The sequence below is a fragment of the Methylobacterium brachythecii genome, from assembly GCF_014196345.1.
Taxonomy (GTDB): domain Bacteria; phylum Pseudomonadota; class Alphaproteobacteria; order Rhizobiales; family Beijerinckiaceae; genus Methylobacterium; species Methylobacterium brachythecii.
Genome location: NZ_JACIDN010000006.1, coordinates 266,293 through 284,681, shown reverse-complemented (window position 1 = coordinate 284,681; position 18,389 = coordinate 266,293). Strand labels below are relative to the sequence as shown.

14 protein-coding genes and 1 pseudogene are annotated in these 18,389 nt (G+C 63.1%); 8 read left to right on the top strand and 7 right to left on the bottom strand.

What is annotated here, in order from left to right; all coding sequences use genetic code 11:
* Positions 1–189: 189 nt before the first annotated feature.
* Both GGR33_RS17300 and GGR33_RS17295 read right to left on the bottom strand, forming a co-directional pair.
* On the bottom strand, positions 190–786 hold the full coding sequence (locus tag GGR33_RS17300; protein WP_246413207.1) for a DUF2478 domain-containing protein: 597 nt from the start codon (positions 784–786) through the stop codon (positions 190–192).
* Between the two features lie 376 nt (positions 787–1,162).
* Positions 1,163–2,092 (bottom strand): LysR family transcriptional regulator, encoded by a 930-nt coding sequence (locus GGR33_RS17295; RefSeq protein WP_183507458.1) that lies wholly within the window; start codon positions 2,090–2,092, stop codon positions 1,163–1,165.
* A 653-nt stretch (positions 2,093–2,745) separates the two neighbouring features.
* Between GGR33_RS17295 and xdhA the strand changes: the two genes are divergently transcribed.
* From xdhA to GGR33_RS17275, 4 genes and pseudogenes are all read left to right on the top strand, one after another.
* Positions 2,746–4,296: a xanthine dehydrogenase small subunit gene (gene xdhA, locus GGR33_RS17290; RefSeq protein WP_183507456.1), complete on the top strand. Its 1,551-nt coding sequence runs from the start codon at positions 2,746–2,748 to the stop codon at positions 4,294–4,296.
* A gap of 9 nt (positions 4,297–4,305) precedes the next feature.
* Positions 4,306–6,654, top strand: coding sequence for a xanthine dehydrogenase molybdopterin binding subunit (gene xdhB / locus GGR33_RS17285; protein ID WP_183507454.1), 2,349 nt, complete (start codon positions 4,306–4,308; stop codon positions 6,652–6,654).
* A 28-nt stretch (positions 6,655–6,682) separates the two neighbouring features.
* Positions 6,683–7,180: pseudogene (locus GGR33_RS17280) on the top strand (competence/damage-inducible protein A); the annotation flags it as partial.
* A 361-nt stretch (positions 7,181–7,541) separates the two neighbouring features.
* Positions 7,542–9,221, top strand: coding sequence for a methyl-accepting chemotaxis protein (locus tag GGR33_RS17275; RefSeq protein ID WP_183507450.1), 1,680 nt, complete (start codon positions 7,542–7,544; stop codon positions 9,219–9,221).
* 145 nt (positions 9,222–9,366) lie between these two features.
* On the opposite strand, the gene bhcR is transcribed toward GGR33_RS17275, so the two are convergent.
* Positions 9,367–10,194: an HTH-type transcriptional regulator BhcR gene (gene bhcR, locus GGR33_RS17270; RefSeq protein WP_183507448.1), complete on the bottom strand. Its 828-nt coding sequence runs from the start codon at positions 10,192–10,194 to the stop codon at positions 9,367–9,369.
* Between the two features lie 188 nt (positions 10,195–10,382).
* Here bhcR and bhcA point away from each other — a divergent pair, with 188 nt between their 5' ends.
* From bhcA to bhcD, 4 genes are read left to right on the top strand one after another with little or no spacing between them, the layout of a single operon-like run.
* Positions 10,383–11,573: an L-aspartate--glyoxylate aminotransferase BhcA gene (gene bhcA / locus GGR33_RS17265; RefSeq protein WP_183507446.1), complete on the top strand. Its 1,191-nt coding sequence runs from the start codon at positions 10,383–10,385 to the stop codon at positions 11,571–11,573.
* Positions 11,574–11,587: 14 nt separating this feature from the next.
* On the top strand, positions 11,588–12,535 hold the full coding sequence (gene bhcB / locus GGR33_RS17260) for a beta-hydroxyaspartate dehydratase BhcB (protein ID WP_183507733.1): 948 nt from the start codon (positions 11,588–11,590) through the stop codon (positions 12,533–12,535).
* A gap of 11 nt (positions 12,536–12,546) precedes the next feature.
* Positions 12,547–13,710 (top strand): 3-hydroxy-D-aspartate aldolase BhcC, encoded by a 1,164-nt coding sequence (gene bhcC / locus GGR33_RS17255; protein WP_183507444.1) that lies wholly within the window; start codon positions 12,547–12,549, stop codon positions 13,708–13,710.
* A gap of 52 nt (positions 13,711–13,762) precedes the next feature.
* The gene (gene bhcD, locus GGR33_RS17250; RefSeq protein ID WP_183507442.1) at positions 13,763–14,728 is read left to right on the top strand and encodes an iminosuccinate reductase BhcD; all 966 of its coding nucleotides are present in this window, start codon (positions 13,763–13,765) and stop codon (positions 14,726–14,728) included.
* Between the two features lie 193 nt (positions 14,729–14,921).
* Here the strand turns inward: bhcD and uraH are convergent, their stop codons facing one another.
* The 4 genes from uraH to GGR33_RS17230 all read right to left on the bottom strand — a co-directional run bounded on the left by uraH (position 14,922) and on the right by GGR33_RS17230 (position 18,293).
* Entirely contained in the window at positions 14,922–15,290 is a 369-nt protein-coding gene (uraH, locus tag GGR33_RS17245; RefSeq protein WP_183507440.1) for a hydroxyisourate hydrolase, read from the bottom strand.
* A gap of 240 nt (positions 15,291–15,530) precedes the next feature.
* Positions 15,531–16,070 (bottom strand): ureidoglycolate lyase, encoded by a 540-nt coding sequence (locus GGR33_RS17240; protein WP_183507438.1) that lies wholly within the window; start codon positions 16,068–16,070, stop codon positions 15,531–15,533.
* Between the two features lies 1 nt (position 16,071).
* Positions 16,072–16,902, bottom strand: a complete 831-nt coding sequence (locus tag GGR33_RS17235; RefSeq protein ID WP_183507436.1) for a bifunctional allantoicase/(S)-ureidoglycine aminohydrolase — start codon at positions 16,900–16,902, stop codon at positions 16,072–16,074.
* Positions 16,903–17,294: 392 nt separating this feature from the next.
* Entirely contained in the window at positions 17,295–18,293 is a 999-nt protein-coding gene (locus tag GGR33_RS17230) for a hypothetical protein (protein WP_183507434.1), read from the bottom strand.
* Between the last annotated feature and the right edge of the window lie 96 nt (positions 18,294–18,389).

The window sequence follows — 18,389 nt, the reverse complement described above, 5'->3', positions numbered from 1 at the left end:
TTCCTCGCTTACGGAGGTTGTCGAAAATCGTATGGCGAAACGTCGTGGAGAGCTTTCCAAAAATTAGCGAAACACCTTCGAAAATTCGACGATACTGCCTTCGCATCGGTGGCGGGCCAGATTTTGAGATCCGAACCGGATGCAGGCGATCGATTTCGATACAGCCGTTTGTTCGAAACCGTCGGATCTTCAGTGCGTTGCCGAAGCCTGCACGATGGGAAACCTTTGCTGGGTGCGCTGCTTTTGCATCGAGATCTCCTGGGCAGCTTCCGCCACTCCGTCGTCGGGGCGTCGGAAGCCTGCCCACCAAGCGTTGAGCGGGATAAGGCTCGGAGGCGCGTAAGCGGCGAGGTTGCCGGCGAAACGAGACCACTGCTCGACGAAGGTCGGGGAGACGGCGGTCAATACCGGCGTCTCGGTCTCGACCGCTGCCGTGAAGGCGGCCACCAAACCGGTCCGCTTCGCTTCGAGCTTTCCGAATTTGCTCAAGATGACGATGTCGCATCCTGCGAGGATCTGCCTCTGAACCGATGCGCAGGCGTCCATGATCCCATCGGCGATCAGGCGGCAGGCAGTGGATCCCGGTCCCAGATCCTGCTCGGTGACGTAATCGGTGCCTGTTCGCAGGTCCCGCAGACTTCTGAGATTGGAGCGGGGACAACGGGTTTCGATCACTCCGACGACCCGAGCACCGGCGGCTGTCCAATCACGCGCGCAAGAGGAAAGCAGCTCTTGAACGACCTCTGACGAAGCTCCTTGAATTGCCAGAATGCTCTTCGGCATCATCGCGTCGATCCCTTTCGGTCCGCTTGGCCGACGACGACGGAACGGCCGTCAGCCGAACCGGGAGGTCGCCAACCTCGACCGGAGGACGCTAGCAGATGCCGGCCTGCGCGGGTTTGTGGATTTCCCGTTAGGTGTCGCCAACAGATTCGGGGGATTGAAGGGTCGGGCGAAGAGCATTGCCGAATAGCAGAAGCAGCTTCCAGAATAGCAATCTATTCGGATCTGCGGCGGCGTATAGCTTTGAGCATGCATCCGCCGCGTCTCAACGACCGCACGCGTCCGAGGCATTTCCTCCCAGAACCTTGGCTTGCCGTGCCCTCGGCACGGCAAGCCCTTTATCTGGCTCCTCGTCACGCGAGACGTGCTCCGCGATCCGTCATGGCAGCTGACGTCCCACCAGAGCCAGTTGTTGTCCGAGGTGTCTTCGGATCTCTTCGGTTGCCATGCCGATGAACGTCTTGGCCCGGTTCGGCAGCAGTTTGCGGGACGGGTAGAGCAGTCCGAGCGTGACTGAGACCGGTGACACTGCCGGCAGAACCTGAACCAGACGACCGTCTGCCAAGTAAGGGGCGACTTCGAAGAGCGGCTTCATCGCGATACCGAAGCCGTCGAGCGCCCATTTCGTGAGAACTTCCCCATTGTCCGCGTCCAACTCCCCGGCCACCGGCAGGGTGATGGTCTCGTCCTGTTCGGTCATGGTCCAGCGGTATTGCTCGGATCCCGGAAACCGGAGCAGCAGGCAGGAGTGGTTCAGGAGATCGGCGGACCGTTCGAGCGGTGGCGCCTCCGAGAGATAGCTGGGCGAGGCACAGAACACCCGTTCGATCTCGGCGATCTTCCTCAGCGTGAAACTGGAATCCGCCATCACCGACATCCGAATTCCGATGTCGATGGATTCCTGCACGAAGTCGACGAAGCTGTCCGACAGCCTGAGGTTCACGCTGGTTTCGCTATGGCGTTCACGGAACCGCGGGATGAGAGGAGCGACGACCTGGCTGCCCAGCAAGAGCGGCGCCGCGACTTTCAAGACTCCGCGGGGACTCGCCCCGGCCGTCTCCACGCTCTTTTCCGCAGCCTCGACCGACGCGAGGACGTCGACGCAATGGTCGTAGAACTGTCGACCGGCGTCCGTGAGGCTCATGTTGCGGGTCGTTCGGGTCAGCAACAGGCAGCCGAGGTGATCTTCGAGGCACTGCACGCGGTAGCTGACGACCGAAGGCGAGATCCTCATATGCCGGCCGGCCGCCGAAAAGCTGCCGGACTCGGCTGCACGGATGAACGTCCGGATGCTTTCGAGTGAGATCAACTTGCAGTGTCCGTTCCGCCGGATTTCTTCGCTTCAGTTTCGACGCTAGCGAATTAATCTCGATCGGAAAGGCGGCAGTTGGTTTGCGCATCGCAATCGAGATGCAGTTCCCATGTCGATGGCTTCGACATCTCGCGATCAAAATCCACGTTGGGATCCGGTTCGGAACACAGATTCAACAAGCGAAATCAGTCGTCTGACAAAAATCTGGCGTTGAGTGATCGCCGCTGCAGTCCTGCCGGCCGCCCTTCTATTTCTCTGCTTTTTCGGAAGGTGTTTCAGGGTTTCGTACCGAACGACCGGTAGCTTCGAAGCGTAGCCGTGCTCCTCGGAAAGGCTCTCCTCTCCCGCGAACCACGGCTCGGGACTTCGATTCCGCTGGAAGGTGTTCACGGATTTCATGTCTGGCTGGGCTAGGGAGGCGCGATTAGACATCCCGTTCACTCTCCCGTCGGGAGCGATCGTCGCACGAATGAGCGCGTCTGGTGGCCGGATGGGCGTTCACAGAGCGCAATGGCCAGGTGCCCCGATCCGGAACGACTTCCAGGTCCGGGCGCGGGGCTCTTGCCGCCGATTGATCGAGACCGGCAACTTCCGCGTACGCTCGAAGTTCGGGGCCGCGGAGGAGAGAAGAAGCGTCAGGAAACGTCAGGATGCAGGCCAGAGCCCCAATTCGTTTCTATCACGACGGTCGGATCGTTGAGATCGCTGATGCCGAGCCGACAGCGACGGTCCTCGATTGGCTGCGGGAGACCGCGCGGAAGAAGGGGACCAAGGAGGGGTGCGCTGAAGGCGACTGCGGGGCCTGTACGGTGCTCGTCGCCGAGATGGCTCCGGTGAGCGCCGGGGGACTCCCGACTCCCGATGACACAAATGCCGTGCGGATCGGTCGGCTGTCGGTCCGACCGATGAATGCATGCATCAAGTTTCTCCCCACCTTGGATGGCTGCGCACTTCTGACGGTCGAGGACCTTCGGCAGGCAACCGAAGGCGACGACGACGATGCCCTCCACCCGGTCCAGCAGGCGATGGTCGAATGCCACGGCTCCCAGTGTGGCTTCTGCACGCCCGGCTTCGTCATGACGCTGACCGCCACATACGAGAAGCACTGTGAGGCCGGCACGCATCCGACCCGCGCGGAGCTTTCGGACGATCTCGCCGGCAACCTCTGTCGCTGCACCGGCTATCGTCCGATCCTGGAGGCCGGACAACTGATGTTCGACCTACCGAGGAAGCGGATCGACACCGGGCGTATCGAGCGGGCCTTGCTGCAGATCGGAGAGGCATCGGCACGCTATGAAGGCTCGCAGGCGCGATACTGGGCGCCACGGACCCTCGCGGAGTTCGCCGAGCTTCGAGAAGCCGAACCCAAAGCCAGACTTCTGGCCGGCGCGACCGACATCGGGCTTTGGGTCAACAAGCAGATGCGGGACATCGGCGACGTGCTCTACATCGGCGCCGTCGATGAGCTGAAGGTCATCGAGCGGAGCAACGGGTATCTCCGCATCGGGGCTGCCACGCCCCTCGAGGACGCGTTCAAGGCACTCGTGGCCCACTGGCCGACGCTCAGCGAGGTCCACACCCGTTTCGCCTCTCCACCGGTCCGTCATGCAGGGACGATCGGAGGCAACGTCGCGAACGGCTCGCCGATCGGGGACGGTCCCCCGACCCTGATGGCGCTCGGCGCCGAGCTGATCCTCCGGAAGAACAAGGAGCAGCGTCGGATACCGCTGGACCGGTTCTATCTCGACTACATGAAGAACGAGATGAGAGAGGGCGAATTCCTCGAGCGCATCGATGTGCCGCTGCCGGCCGCCGGCCAGGAGGTTCGGGTCTACAAGGTCTCCAAGCGCTACGATTCCGACATCTCGGCTCTCTGTGCCGGCCTGATGATCGAGCGCTCTGCCGACGGTGCGATCACCCAGGCCCGGTTCGCTTTCGGCGGCATGGCCGCCACCGTGAAGCGCGCATCCGAAGCGGAGGCGGTGGTGGTCGGGAGCGACTGGTCCGAGGCGGTTCTCCAAGAGGCGAAGGCCGCCCTTGTCTCGGCGTTCACGCCGATGACGGATCTGCGGGCCAGCTCGAACTATCGCACCCTCGTCGTGGCGAACCTCCTCGAACGCTTCTGGCTGGAGACCAGAAGCGGAACGCTACCGGCTTTGGCGCCCGATCAGACCAGCATCTACGCGACCATGCGGCAGTGAGAGGCGGCGATGAACAAGCATTTCGAGCCGAGCGAACTCGTTGGAACGCCCGTCGCGCAGGTCGGAATCTCACGCCCGCACGAGTCAGCCCATCTCCATGTCAGCGGCCGCGCCTACTACACGGATGACATTCCGGAATCCGAAGGAACGCTCCACGTCGCGCTCGGCCTGTCGCCGATCCCACATGGACGGCTGAAGTCGATCGACATAGAGGCGCTGCGTGCCATTCCCGGCGTCGTGGCCGTCCTGACAGCCGCCGACATACCCGGTGTGAACGATTGCGGTCCGGTCGTGCACGACGACCCGATCTTCGCGAAGGACACCGTGCAGTATGTCGGGCAGCCCGTCTTCGCCGTCGTTGCGACGAACCGGCTGATCGCACGGCGTGCGGCTGCCAAGGCCAGCAAGGTTCTCGACATCGAGCCGCTCGAGGCCGTCCTGGATCCCAGGGAGGCGGTTTCCCGGCAGAGCTTCATCCTGCCGCCGATGCATCTGACGCGCGGCAATCCGGCGGAGGCGATGGCGACCGCCGAGCATCGCCTGAAGGGCACCCTCAGTCTGGGTGGGCAGGAGCAGTTCTACCTGGAAGGCCAGATCGCCTACGCGACGCCGGCTGACGATGGCGGCGTCAAGATCCAGTGCTCGACGCAGCATCCGTCGGAGATGCAGCTGATGGCATCCCACGCGCTCGGCGTGCCTGCGAACCGCGTCCACGTCGAGTGCCGGCGCATGGGTGGCGGGTTCGGTGGTAAGGAGTCGCAGTCCGGCCTCCACGTCTGCGTCGTCGCCATGGCGGCCGCGAAGCTCAACCGGCCTGTCAAGCTGCGGCTCGACCGCGACGACGACTTCATGATCACGGGCCGGCGACACGGCTTCGAATACGACTACGAGGTGGGTTTCGACGCCACTGGGCTGATCATTGCAGCCGATCTGACCATGATCTCGAACTGTGGGTTCTCGACCGATCTGTCGGGCCCGGTTATGACGCGGGCGATCTGCCATTTCGACAACGCCTATTGGCTGCCGAACGTCGCCATCCGCGGCTACACGGCGAAGACCAACACGCAAAGCAACACGGCCTTCCGCGGCTTCGGAGGCCCACAGGGAGCCTTCGCGATCGAGGCGATCCTCGACCGTGTCGCCGGCGCGCTGAACCTCGACCCGGTCACCGTGAGGCATACCAACTTCTACGGCCGCCGCCAGAACAACGTCACGCCGTACGGCCAGGTGATCGTCGACAACGTCATCCACGAGCTGACGGGCGAGTTGCTCCGGACGAGCGGCTACTGGGCGCGGCGGGAAGCGATCGAACGGTTCAACGCGTCGAGCCCGGTCCTGAAGAAGGGCATCAATATCGGGCCCTGCAAGTTCGGTATCTCGTTCAACCTCACCCATCTCAATCAGGCAGGGGCACTGGTCCACGTCTACACGGACGGCTCGATCATCGTGAACCACGGCGGCACGGAGATGGGGCAAGGCCTGAACACCAAGGTCGCCCAGGTCGTCGCGGAGGAGCTCGGCGTGCGGTTCGAGCGCGTCCGCTCCACGGCGACCGATACGCAGAAGATCGCAAACACGTCCGCGACGGCGGCCTCGACCGGCGCCGATCTCAACGGCAAGGCGGCTCAGGACGCTGCACGCCAGATCAGGAGGCGTCTCGAGGCCTTCGCCTCCCAGATCTACGGCGGCGAGCCGGAGGACGTCGTCCTCAGTGGCGGCAGGGTCCAAGTCAACGGAACCAACCTCAGCTTCGAAGAGCTCGTGGCGAAAGCCTACGTCTCGCGCATCCAGCTCTGGTCGGACGGGTTCTATGCCACGCCCGAGATCCACTGGGACCGCGAAACCATGAGCGGAAACCCGTTCTACTACTACGCCTACGGCGCTGCCATCAGCGAGGTGATGATCGATACCCTGACCGGCGAGTGGCGCCTCGTGCGCGCCGATGTGCTCCACGATGCCGGTCGATCGCTGAACCCGGCGCTCGATGTGGGACAGGTCGAAGGCGGTTTCGTTCAGAGCATGGGATGGGTCACCAGCGAGGAGTTGGTCTGGCACCCCAAGAACGGCAAGCTGCTGACGCATGCGCCGAGCACCTACAAGATCCCCACGGCCAACGACGTGCCTGCGGAGTTCACGACGCGCCTTTTCAAGAACGAGAACGTGAAGGACAGCATCTTCAAATCGAAGGCGGTGGGGGAGCCGCCGATGCTGCTCGGGTTCTCGGTCTGGCTCGCGGTTCGCGATGCGGTAAGAGCCGCCGGCGGTCCGGGATCCGATCCAGTGCTCGACGCGCCGTGCACGCCCGAAGCCATCCTCATGGCGGTTCAGTCGGTCAAGAAGCCGGCCGCGGTCGCATAGGCTCTCGCTGGAATCCGAAGGTTCCGTGATGACCGAGCGTCCCACTACCGCCGCCGTTATCCTCATCGGGGATGAAGTCCTGTCCGGCCACACGAAGGATCAAAACCTCGGCGTCATCGCGGACATGCTGACCGAGGTCGGCGTCCACCTGCGCGAAGTCCGCATCGTTCCGGACGAGTGCAGCGAGATCGTCGACGCCGTGAATGCGCTGCGAACCCGGTATACCTACGTCCTGACGACCGGGGGGATCGGGCCGACCCACGACGACGTGACGGCCGACAGCATCGCTTCCGCGTTCGGCGTCGGGATCGATGTCGACCCGCGCGCAAGGGCGATGCTTCTCGAGCGTCTCGAACCTGGCAAGCTCAACGCCGCGCGCCTCCGTATGGCTCGGATCCCGTTCGGCGCGGATCTCATCGTCAGCCCGATGGCGAAGGCTCCCGGCTTCCGGATGAAGAATGTGTTCGTGATGGCAGGCGTGCCTGCGATCATGATGGCGATGCTGGAGGAAGTGCGGCCGCTGTTGGGTAAGCGTCGCGCCACGGGCGCCTGACCGGACGCGGCCACGGTTCGGCTCTCTCTGGCGCAGCGTCGGGAACGTTGGAAAATTCCGCAAGGACCTTCGGAAATTTTGACGTTCACGTCCGACGCAAGATGATCGAAATGTAGAAATAGCTCATCTGCACACTACGATTGCTAATGGCCCTGGGCGGAGTCCCGGCCGCGCAAGGCGATCGAAATTATCGGAGCGATCAGCATTCGTTGCACAATTAGAATTCCAGCTCAGATCAACATGGCGCTTTCCGCAGTATTTTGCGCAGTTTACAATAAATTATATTATACTATTTAAATTCTTACGAGTTACCGCAAGATTGTTCGGTGCTCTCATGTCCAAACTCAGCATAATCGCCAAGTTCGCTATCGCCAATGCGATTTTGGCGGGAATCATTATTTGTTATTCCGGTTACAATTATATAAGTCAATCTAACGTCGAGACAGTGTCTCAGTCCACGAATCGTGAATGGGAAAAAACCGTCGTCCTTCGCGAAATACAGATGCACATCGTCGATGTGCAGGCCCTTGTCCGCGGAATGACGATCACCGGCAGTGGCTATCTGCAGAATATCTACAGCGATCGTCTGACTCAGATCGATGGGCAGTTCGTCAACCTCAAAGCGCTGAGCCTCGGCGACGATGACATGGCGTCCGTGACCGCAAGCCTTCGGCAGGCCGTCGAGAAGCTCACGCGTACGGTCTACGATCGCCAGGTTTCGCTGGCATTGAATCCCGCCACCAACGCCGCAGCAATGCAGATCGAGCGATCCGGAGAAGCATGGCCGCTTCTCGAACAGGTCATGAAGGACACCGATCGCGCCACCGAACTGCAACAGCGCCGGCTTCTGCTTGCATCCGAGTTGAAGTCCGAGACGTTTCGGCAGCAGAGATTTGCCGCACCCTTGGCCGCCGTCGCTGCGCTGCTCGCAACCGCGGCAATTGCCGTGCTGCTCCGGCAGATTATCGTGCGACCGCTGCAACGGATCACCTCCTCTGTCACCGCGCTGGCCGGGAACGACCTGACGGTCACAATCCCGTTCACTGCCCGAGCCGATGAAATCGGCGCGATGGCCCGGGCCATCACCGGCTTCAAGGAAGGTTTGATCAGGAAGGAAGCGCTGGAGCGGGAAGTTGCCGTGGCGCAGAGCGACGCCGATGGCCAGCGCAAGCTGATGATGAATGGCATCGCCGACAGTTTCGAGTCCGTCGTCGGCAACATCGTCGGCTCTGTTTCGGCATCGGCCGGCGACCTGCATGCGACGGCACAGACGATGGAGGCCGTCGCGACCCGAGCGGCGAGCAGGTCCTTCAACGTGGCGGCGGCGGCCGAACAGGCATCCTCGAACGTCAGCACCGTGGCGGCCGCAGCCGAGGAACTTGGATCCTCGGTGCAGGAGATCGGCCGACAGGTGGACAATTCGGCGAGGCTCGCCCACCAGGCCGTGTCCGAGGCCGATCAGACCGGAATTCTGGTCAAGGAACTCAGCGGGGCGGCGACGCGCATCGGCGACGCCGTCGCGATGATCGCTTCGATCGCCGCCCAAACAAACCTTTTGGCCCTGAACGCGACGATCGAAGCGGCACGGGCCGGCGAGGCGGGCCGCGGCTTCGCCGTCGTCGCCGCAGAGGTCAAGGATCTCGCCGGACAGACGGCGCGAGCCACCGACGAGATCACCGCGCAGATCGGATGCATTCAGGCGGCCACGGGCGACTCGGTCCTGGCGATCGAGGGCATCACAAAACGCATCCGCGAGATCAGCGGCGTTGCGACCTCGATCGCCGCGGCGGTGGAGGAGCAGGGCGCGGCGACGCAGGAGATCGTTCGAAACGTCGCGCAGGCCTCGATCGGCACGGACGAAGTCACCACGAACATCGCCGAGGTGGCGGGAGCCGTAGAACAAACCGGCACGTCGTCGGCCCAAGTCGTGGGAGCCGCCGCGAACCTTTCGCGCCAGTCGGAATGCCTCACCAGCGAAGTAGAGCGGTTCCTGAGTAACATTCGAGCGGCATAACTACGCGGCCATCCGAAGTAAATTTTCGGTTCTTGCCCGACACAGCCTTCGCTTGATTGGAGGAGGCGTCTTGAATGCGGCGTCTCTTCGATTCGGCGGCTCACAACCGAACCGCTTGAACGAAGTGACGGCGCACATTGAAGCGTTAGCCTGATTGGGCCGCCCTATTGGCGCCCAGGCGCTCGGAAATATCACGGGCCGCGCCCGCGACCCATTTCCCGATCTGGGGTATCCGGGCTTCATGCACTCTGACCGTCGGTCCGGAGACGGATATCCCGGCCACCGCCTCCCCGTAGGCGTTGAAGATCGAAGCCGCGACGCAGCGCATGCCGGTCGTCCGCTCTTCGTCGTCGATGGAATAGCCCAGCGTTCGCGTCTTCTGGATCTCTGCCGCCAGATCCTCGGCTCCCCCGATCGTCCTGTTCGTAAAACGGGCGAAATCCGCGGTACGCAGGTACGTCGCGAGCGCCTTCTCGTCGAAGGTGCTCAAGAGCGCCTTCCCGATACCGGACGCGTGCAACGGCGATTTCGTCCCGGGCGGGATAAACGCCCTGATCGTCTCGTGCGTCTCGACCTGGCTCACGAAGAGCACCACGCCGTCCGACTCGATCCCCAGATTCGCTGTCTCGCCGGTCTTGGCCATGAGCTCCCGCAGGACGGGACGACTGCGTTCGACGATGTTGGTGTGCCGTAGGAATGCCGAGCCCAGCCGGAATGCTTCCGGACCGACGAACCATTCCTGGCTCTTCGGATCGGTCTCGACGTACTGCCGGCTCTCCAGGGTGTTGAGCACGCGGTGCATGGTCGCCGTCGATTGCCCAAGATAGCCGGCAAGTTCCGTCAGCGTCACGCCTTCATGCTCGACGAGTGCTTCGAGGACGTCCAGAGCCCTGTTCAGCGCCTGGATGCCCGAAGGCTGCTCGACCGGCTTGATGCTCTTCGGACGTCCACGGCGGCGGATCGGCTTGTCCATTGCAGCTCCTCGACCCTTCGGAATTTCAGAAGCACCTATCGTGAAAATCGATCACGCACAGCGATAAAATGTAAGCTATTCCTGTTGCTGCACAAACAGACTTCTTCGTCAGAATGAAAAACGTTTTTAAAAAAATATACCGCTTTTCCGGCTCGTGGTAATTGTTCGTCCGAGGCAAGGACGTGATCATGAATACCCAGAACCCAATCTTCATTCCCGGCCCGACGAACATCCCCGAGGTGCTCCGGAAGGCGGTCGACATGCCGACCATCGACCACCGCAGCCCGATCTTCGGGAAGATCCTCAAGCCCGCGCTCGAAGGGGTGAAGAAGGTCCTGAAGACCACTCAGGCCGAAGTCTTCGTGTTTCCCTCCACCGGAACCGGTGGCTGGGAGACCGCGATCAGCAATGTCCTGTCGCCCGGCGATCAGGTGCTGGCGACCCGCAACGGGATGTTCAGCCATCGCTGGATCGACATGTGCCAGCGCCATGGACTGGACGTGATCGTGGTTCCCCAGCAATGGGGTGAAGGTGTCCCGGCCGCCCGGTTCGAAGAGATTCTCGCGGCCGACAAGCAGCATCGCATCAAGGCGGTCCTCGCGACCCACAACGAGACGGCGACGGGCGTCCGTTCCGACATCGGTGCGGTCCGGGAAGCCATGGACGCAGCCCGGCACCCCGCGCTCTTCCTCGTCGACGGCGTCAGCTCGATCGGTTCGATGGACTTCCGGATGGACGACTGGCGTGTCGACGTCGCGGTCACCGGGAGCCAGAAGGGCTTCATGCTGCCGCCGGGCCTGGCGATCGTCGGGTTTTCGCAGCGGGCGCTTAAGGCCATTCAGACTGCCAAGCTTCCACGGACCTTCTTCGACATCCGCGACATGGCGAAAGGGTATGCCAACGATGCCTACCCCTACACGCCTCCGGTCGGGCTGCTGAACGGGCTCAAGATCGCCTGCGACATGCTGCTCGAGGAAGGTCTCGAGAACGTCTTCGCCCGGCACCACCGCATCGCCGGGGGCGTCAGACAGGCCGTGGCAGCCTGGGGGATGAACCTCTGTGCCGTCCGACCGGACCTCCATTCCGATACGGTCAGCGCCATCCGCGTCCCGGACGGCTTCGATGCCAACAGGTTCGTTGCCCACGCGCTCAACGCCTACGGCGTGTCGTTCGGAACGGGCCTGGGCGACGTCGTCGGGAAAGTCTTCCGCATCGGTCATCTCGGCAGCTTGACCGACGTGATGGCGCTGTCCGGGATCGCGACGGCCGAGATGGTACTCGTCGATCTGGGTCTCCCGATCCGGCTGGGTTCGGGCGTCGCTGCGGCCCAGGAATTCTACCGGCAGGGCCACGCAGCCATCCAGAGAGAGGCGGCATGACGGAAGCCGGAACCATGTACATTCCGACCCTCGAAGACATGCTGGAGGCGCGGCGTCGCATCGCGCCGTACGTGCACCGCACGCCGGTCCTGACGTCGCGGATCCTGAACGAGCTGACCGGCGCGCAGCTGTTCTTCAAATGCGAGAATCTGCAGAAGGCCGGAGCGTTCAAAGCCCGAGGCGCTTCGAACGCGGTCTTCGGGCTGTTGGACGAGCAAGCCGTGAGGGGCGTCGCGACTCACTCCAGCGGCAATCACGGCAGTTGCCTGTCATACGCGGCCGGTCGCCGGGGCGTGCCCTGCACGGTCGTCATGCCGCGCACGGCGCCGCAGGCGAAGAAGGATGCGGTCAGGGGCTATGGCGGCCGGGTCGTCGAGTGCGAACCCTCGCTCTCCAGTCGGGAGGCGGTTTTCGCCGAGGTGGTCGCCGAGACCGGCGCCGAGTTCGTGCACCCCTATAACGATCCACGCGTCATCGCCGGGCAGGCCACCTGCTCGGCCGAATTGATCGAGCAGGTCGACGAACTCGATGCCGTGGTGGCACCGATCGGCGGCGGCGGCATGGTCTCCGGAACCTGCCTGACGCTGTCCAATCTCGCGCCGAAGGTGCGGATCTACGCCGCCGAGCCAGAGCAGGCGGACGATGTCTACCGCAGCTTCAAGGCTGGGCACATCATCGCCGACGATGCGCCGAACACCGTGGCCGACGGCCTGAAGGTCCCTCTGAAGGATCTCACGTGGCACTTCGTTCGGAACCACGTCACCGACATCCAGACCGCCTCCGAACAGGAGATCGTCGACGCGATGAAGCTGATCTGGAAGCGTCTGAAGATCGTGATGGAGCCTTCAAGCGCAGTACCGTTCGCCGCGATCCTGAAAAATCCCACGACATTCGCCGGAAGGCGGGTCGGCGTGATCATCACTGGCGGCAATGTCGACCTCGACAACTTGCCCTGGAACTGAGGACAGCAACGATGAACGCCCACACCAATCTTGCAGACCTCGAAGTCGGCTTCGACGTGCCGGCGCTGCCGGGGATGGACGAAGCCGACATCCAGACGCCCTGTCTGATCCTCGACCTCGATGCGCTCGAGCGCAACGTCAAGAAGATGGGCGACTATGCGAAGGCGCATGGGATGCGCCATCGCGCCCATGGCAAGATGCACAAGTCGGTCGACGTCCTGAAGCTTCAGATCGAGCTCGGCGGCGCGGTCGGCGTCTGCTGCCAGAAGATCTCCGAGGCCGAGGTGTTCGCCCGGGCCGGCATCAAGGACATCCTCGTATCCAACCAGGTCCGCGACCCCGCGAAGATCGACCGCCTCGCTCGACTTCCGAAGTTCGGCGGTCGTGTCATCGTCTGCGTGGACGATCTCGCGAACGTCGCCGACCTGTCGGCAGCGTCGCAGAAGCACGGGACGACCCTCGACTGCTTCGTCGAGATCGACTGTGGCGCCGGCCGCTGCGGCGTGAAGACGAGTGAGGCCGTGGTCGAGATCGCCAAGGCGATCGCTTCGGCTCCGGGGCTGCGCTTCGCAGGCCTGCAGGCCTACCAGGGCGCCATGCAGCACATCGACAGCTTCGAGGATCGCAAGGCCAAGCTCGACACCGCCATCGCCCAGGTCCGGGAGGCGGTCGACGCCCTAGTCGCGATCGATCTCGAGCCGGAGCTCGTGTCGGGCGGCGGTACCGGGTCGTACTACTTCGAATCGAAGTCGGGCGTGTTCAACGAGCTGCAGTGCGGGTCGTACGCCTTCATGGATGCCGATTACGGCCGCATCCACGACAAGGACGGCAAGCGCATCGACCAGGGCGAGTGGGAGAACGCCTTGTTCATCCTCACGTCCGTGATGAGCCACGCGAAGCAGCACTTGGCCGTCGTCGATGCCGGCCTCAAGGCGCAGTCGGTCGACAGTGGCCTGCCATTCGTGTTCGGCCGCGACGACGTCAAATACATCAAGTGCTCCGACGAGCACGGGGTCGTCGAGGACAAGGACGCCGTCCTCAAGATCAACGAGAAGCTCCGCCTCGTTCCGGGCCACTGCGACCCGACCTGCAACGTCCACGACTGGTACGTGGGTGTCCGCAACGGGAAGGTCGAAACGCTCTGGCCGGTCTCTGCCCGTGGCAAGGCGTACTAATCCCGCCGCGATCCGAACTGCATCCCCTCTCTGATTCGAACGAGCTATGCCGATGATAATCGTTCCGGAACGTGCGATCGCGGGTCTGATCTCGCCCGCAGACTGCTTCACTGCGGTCGAGAAGGTCTTCGGATCGATGGCGAGGAAGTCGGCCTACAACTTCCCGGTCATCCGGGAAGCCATCGGGCACGCCGACGCCCTGTACGGCTTCAAGTCCGGCTTCGATCGCGAGAGCCTGGCGCTCGGATTGAAGTCGGGCGGCTTCTGGCCCGGCAATATCGACAAGGGGCTGACGAACCACCAGTCGACAGTCTTCCTGTTCGATGCGGATAGCGGACGCTGTCGCGCGGCCGTGGGCGGCAACCTGCTGACCGCGCTTCGCACGGCGGCAGCCTCGGCCGTCTCGATCAAGTACCTCGCCCGGCCGGACGCCAGGGTGCTCGGCATGATCGGCGCCGGCCATCAGTCGACCTTCCAACTCAAGGCGGCGCTCGACCAGCGCCCCTTCGAGAAGGTGATCGGCTGGAACATCGAGCCTGCGGCTCTGGAGCGGCTCGCCTCGGTGGCGAAGGAGCGCGGGCTGCCGTTCGAGAGCGTCGATCTCGATCAGCTCGGCCGGCAGGCGGACGTCATCATCACGATCACCTCCTCCTTCGAGCCGATCCTGAAGGCCGCGCAGGTCCGGCCCGGCACCCATCTGGCCTGCATGGGTACCGATACGAAGGGCAAGCAGGAAGTTGAGGCGGAGCTCGTCGCGGCTGCGACCGTCTTTACCGACGAGATCGCCCAGTCGATCACGATCGGCGAGGCGCAGCATGCCGTCGGGCGCGGATTGCTGAGCGCAGACGGGATCGTCGAGATCGGCGCCGTCATCAATCGCACGGATCCGGGCCGTCGCAGCGACGACGAGATCACCTTGTTCGACGGGACCGGCGTCGGGCTCCAGGATCTTGCCGTCGCGTCGGCCGTCGTCGATCTGGCCGTTGCCAGAGGCATCGCGATCGACGTGGACCTCTGAAGATCGCGGGGGAGCCGGCTGGAAGCACGCGCGAAGGCCGATGCCGCAGATGTCAGCGGCTTCGGCTCCCGATCATCCGGTACCGAGCTCAGTACTTCATGGCGTCGCTTTATCGACGACTTCGGCCCACCCGGTTCGCCGTGGTGGGCGTCTTCGTGTCTGCCCCGAGAGCTCTGTCGCTGCCGCCGGTCGATCAGCTGCCCCGATACGTGCTGTAGCCGTAGGGTGAGATCAGCAGCGGCACGTGCAGGTGCGCCGGGCCTTCCGAAGCCGGGGCGACCTGGAAGCGTACCGGGACCAGATCCAGAAAGTTCGAAGCGACGCCGTTTCGCTCAAAATACTCGCCGACGTCGAAAAGGATCTCGTAGGTGCCCGGCTGCAGGGCTTCGTCGGCGAGCAGCGGTGCGTCGCATCGGCCGTCCGCATTCGTCTGGACGCTCGCGACGATGGTCCGCTCTTCCCCTACGAGACGCCATAGTTTCACCGACAGACCTGCCGCCGGCCGTCCAGCGGCCGTGTCGAGGACGTGGGTCGTGAGGCGACGGGAAGCCGACGGTGCCATGTGAATTCCTCGGGTCTCGATGTGCAACGAGGCCCAACGGGCCCGTAGAGCCTATTCTTCGGACAGATCTCATCTATGCGGGCTGCTGCCAGCTACACCGCAAATCTGGAAGCTTCCTACGAACATATCGGAAGCCCGCACCGCTCTTCGGCGCGTCCTACCGCAGCAGTCCCCCGATGAGGCCCGGAGGCTTCAGGACGAACATTTCGCCCCCGATGCCCGCTCCGAACAACTTGCCGATCAGGACTTCGCTGCACCGTCGAGATCGAGGCCGGATCCTGGCAACTGGATCAGCCAAGGTGCGTCGAAAAAGTGCTCCTGCAGATTATTCCCCAGACCGTCGCGGTCGACGATCAAGTAGCTCTGCCGCTTGTCGATCGGCGCAAGGACGCCATGCCAGACATCGGCGTGGTAGTTCACGCCCTGCCCGCTTGCTGCGACGAATGCTTGCGGCTGTCCGGGCCGGCCATCCTCGTCTGGGCAAACGATGACGAGGAGACGCCCCTCCCCCAGCGGCATGAAGGCCTGGGATCCGAGTGGATGGCGTTCGACCATCGCGACCTCGACGAGGCCGGAGACCGGTTTGGACACCACCATGCTGATGACGACTCGCGCCTCGTCGCCAGCGACCGACGCGCTGCCCAACGCGTGATAGCGCAGAGCCTTTTCGCCGTTCATCGGCCTCGGAGGATCGCCGCGCAGATCGAGCACGTCGCCGAATGGCGCGAAGGCCTCACGGGTCAGCGGACGGAGCGTCAATGTCCTTGCTTCGGTGGCCATGTCAGACCCCCGCTTTGCCGAAGCCGACGTGCCGGTTCACGTCCTTGTAGAGCAGATACCGGAACGGCCCCGGGCCGCCGGCGTAGCAGGCCTGGGGGCAGAAGGCGCGCAGCCACATGAAGTCGCCGGCCTCCACTTCGACCCAGTCACGATTGAGCCGATAGACCGCCTTGCCCTCGAGCACGAAGAGCCCGTGCTCCATGACGTGCGTTTCCTCGAACGGAATGACGGCTCCGGGCTGCAGAGTGACGACGTTCACGTGCATGTCGTGGCGGAGATCGGTGGGATCGACGAAGCGCGTCGTAGCCCAGCGACCGTCCGTGCCCGGCATGGCGACCGGTTCGATGGTGTCGTCGGAGGTGAAGAATGCCTCCGGAACGTCGAGGCCTTCGACCGCCTCGTAGCGTTTTCTGACCCAATGATAGCGCGCGCGCACGCCGCCTTCGTTCCGGACCGACCAATCGGCGCCGGGCGGCAGATAGGCATAGCCGCCGGCTTCGAGGCGCTGCGGCCGGCCAGCTGACGTCACGGTCAGTTCGCCTTCGACCACGAAGAGCACGCCTTCGACGCCCGGGTCGGGCTCCGGACGATCGCTGCCGCCTTGGGGCGCGGTCTCCACCAGATACTGGGAAAAGGTCTCGGAGAAGCCCGTCATCGGCCGCGCCAGGATCCAGGCTCGGGTTCCACGCCAGAGCGGCAGAGCGCTCGTGACGATGTCGCTCATGACGCCCATCGGTATGACCGCGTAGGCTTCCGTGAACACGGCTCGACCGGTGTGCAAGGTGGACTGGTCGGGCAACCCACCCGCAGGGCCATGATAGGAACGGGCCATGGATCCACTCAAACTCCGCTGATATCGGCACGCGGGACGAATGATGCCGCTGCCTCCGGGTCTCGAAATCTGGCACGGCCAGACGACGGTCCATCCCAAAGATCCGGGATCGGCCATGGGTTCGGCCGTTCTGTCGGGTGCCCCAGCGATCCAACCTAGCCAAAGGGCCCGATCTTCGCGCGGCTAGAACCTGGAATCAGCTTCCGAACTTTTCGAAAGCCGGGCCATCGTCGGGAGGCGACACGGCTTCTTGATCCGCTCTCGGTCAATCTTTCGGTCGCTCTCCGTGCGGCGAGAGACGATCAGCAAATGCAAAAAGCAATCGGAAGCAGCCTATTGTGCTGCTTCCGTCTCATGAGCGGGAATGTCGCTCGGCCGATGGTTGTCGCCGGTCAGAAAAGATGGATGGCAAATCCGGCCAGGAAGCTTTTCTGCTCGGTGCCCTTGAAGTCTGCGCGCTCGACGTTGCCGAACTTGTTGTACCAGTATTCGAAGCCGACGAAGGCATCGAGCCTGTTGGGCTGATTCCAGATCAGCTTGCCGAGATCGAGCACGAGATTGGTACGCGAGAGAAATTCGACGCCGGTCTTCGGATTGAAGGCGAAGGCGTTGACGTCCGTGACGCCCCGCCCCTTCGGCATAACGATGTTGTTGAAGCCCGCGACCGAGAGCGGGACACCCGGAATGAAAGTCAGCGGGAAGTTGTAGACGATTTCGAACTCGGGGACCGTGTCGAAGCTGACGTCGCGGTTCGGCTGCAGGTTGAAGCCGTTGCGGTTCCACTCCTTGTAGGCGTTGACCGACACGTTGAGGAAGCCGGTCGGCACGTCGACGGAGAAGGTCAAGCCACCGACGACGTCACGCTTCTTCGGGCCGAAGGCGGTGTTCTTGGAATTCGCGTCGAAGCCGAAGCCGAGCGAGACGTCCTTGACGATGCCGGGGAGCACGAAGGCCTTGGTGCCCGTCAGGGCGTTCAAACTGAGCGTACCACGGTAGAGGCCGTAGGCTTCGGTCGCGCCGTAATCGTACTGTGCGAAGCCGCCGGGCGCATTCGTCGTGCCGGCCGGGTCCTGGTTGGCCGACTTCAGGATGTCGAGCGAGAAGAAGTTGGTGCCGTAGGCCCAAGCATCGGCATGCGAGATGCTGGTGATGTATTTCGGGATGCCACGCGTGGCGAAGCTGCCATCCGCCCGCTGCACCTGAACGCCCGGCTCGGCCGAGGGAAACTGATAGCGGAAGCTCACCTGTGTATCGGTGAACAGGAAGAACGGCGCCTCTTTCGGTGGAGCGGTCCGAACCTCCGCCGGCTCGTTGTCGCCGAAGTCCTTCGCGAAGGCCTGACATGTCGGCACGAGAAATAGCGCGGTTGCCGCGAGTACACGCAAAAGCACTTTAGCTTCCCCCTAATAAATATACGATCGATACACACGGTCTATTGCCGCGTGCCGTGCTCGATCGCTTTTCCGTCTCTTCGAGATGGACGTATT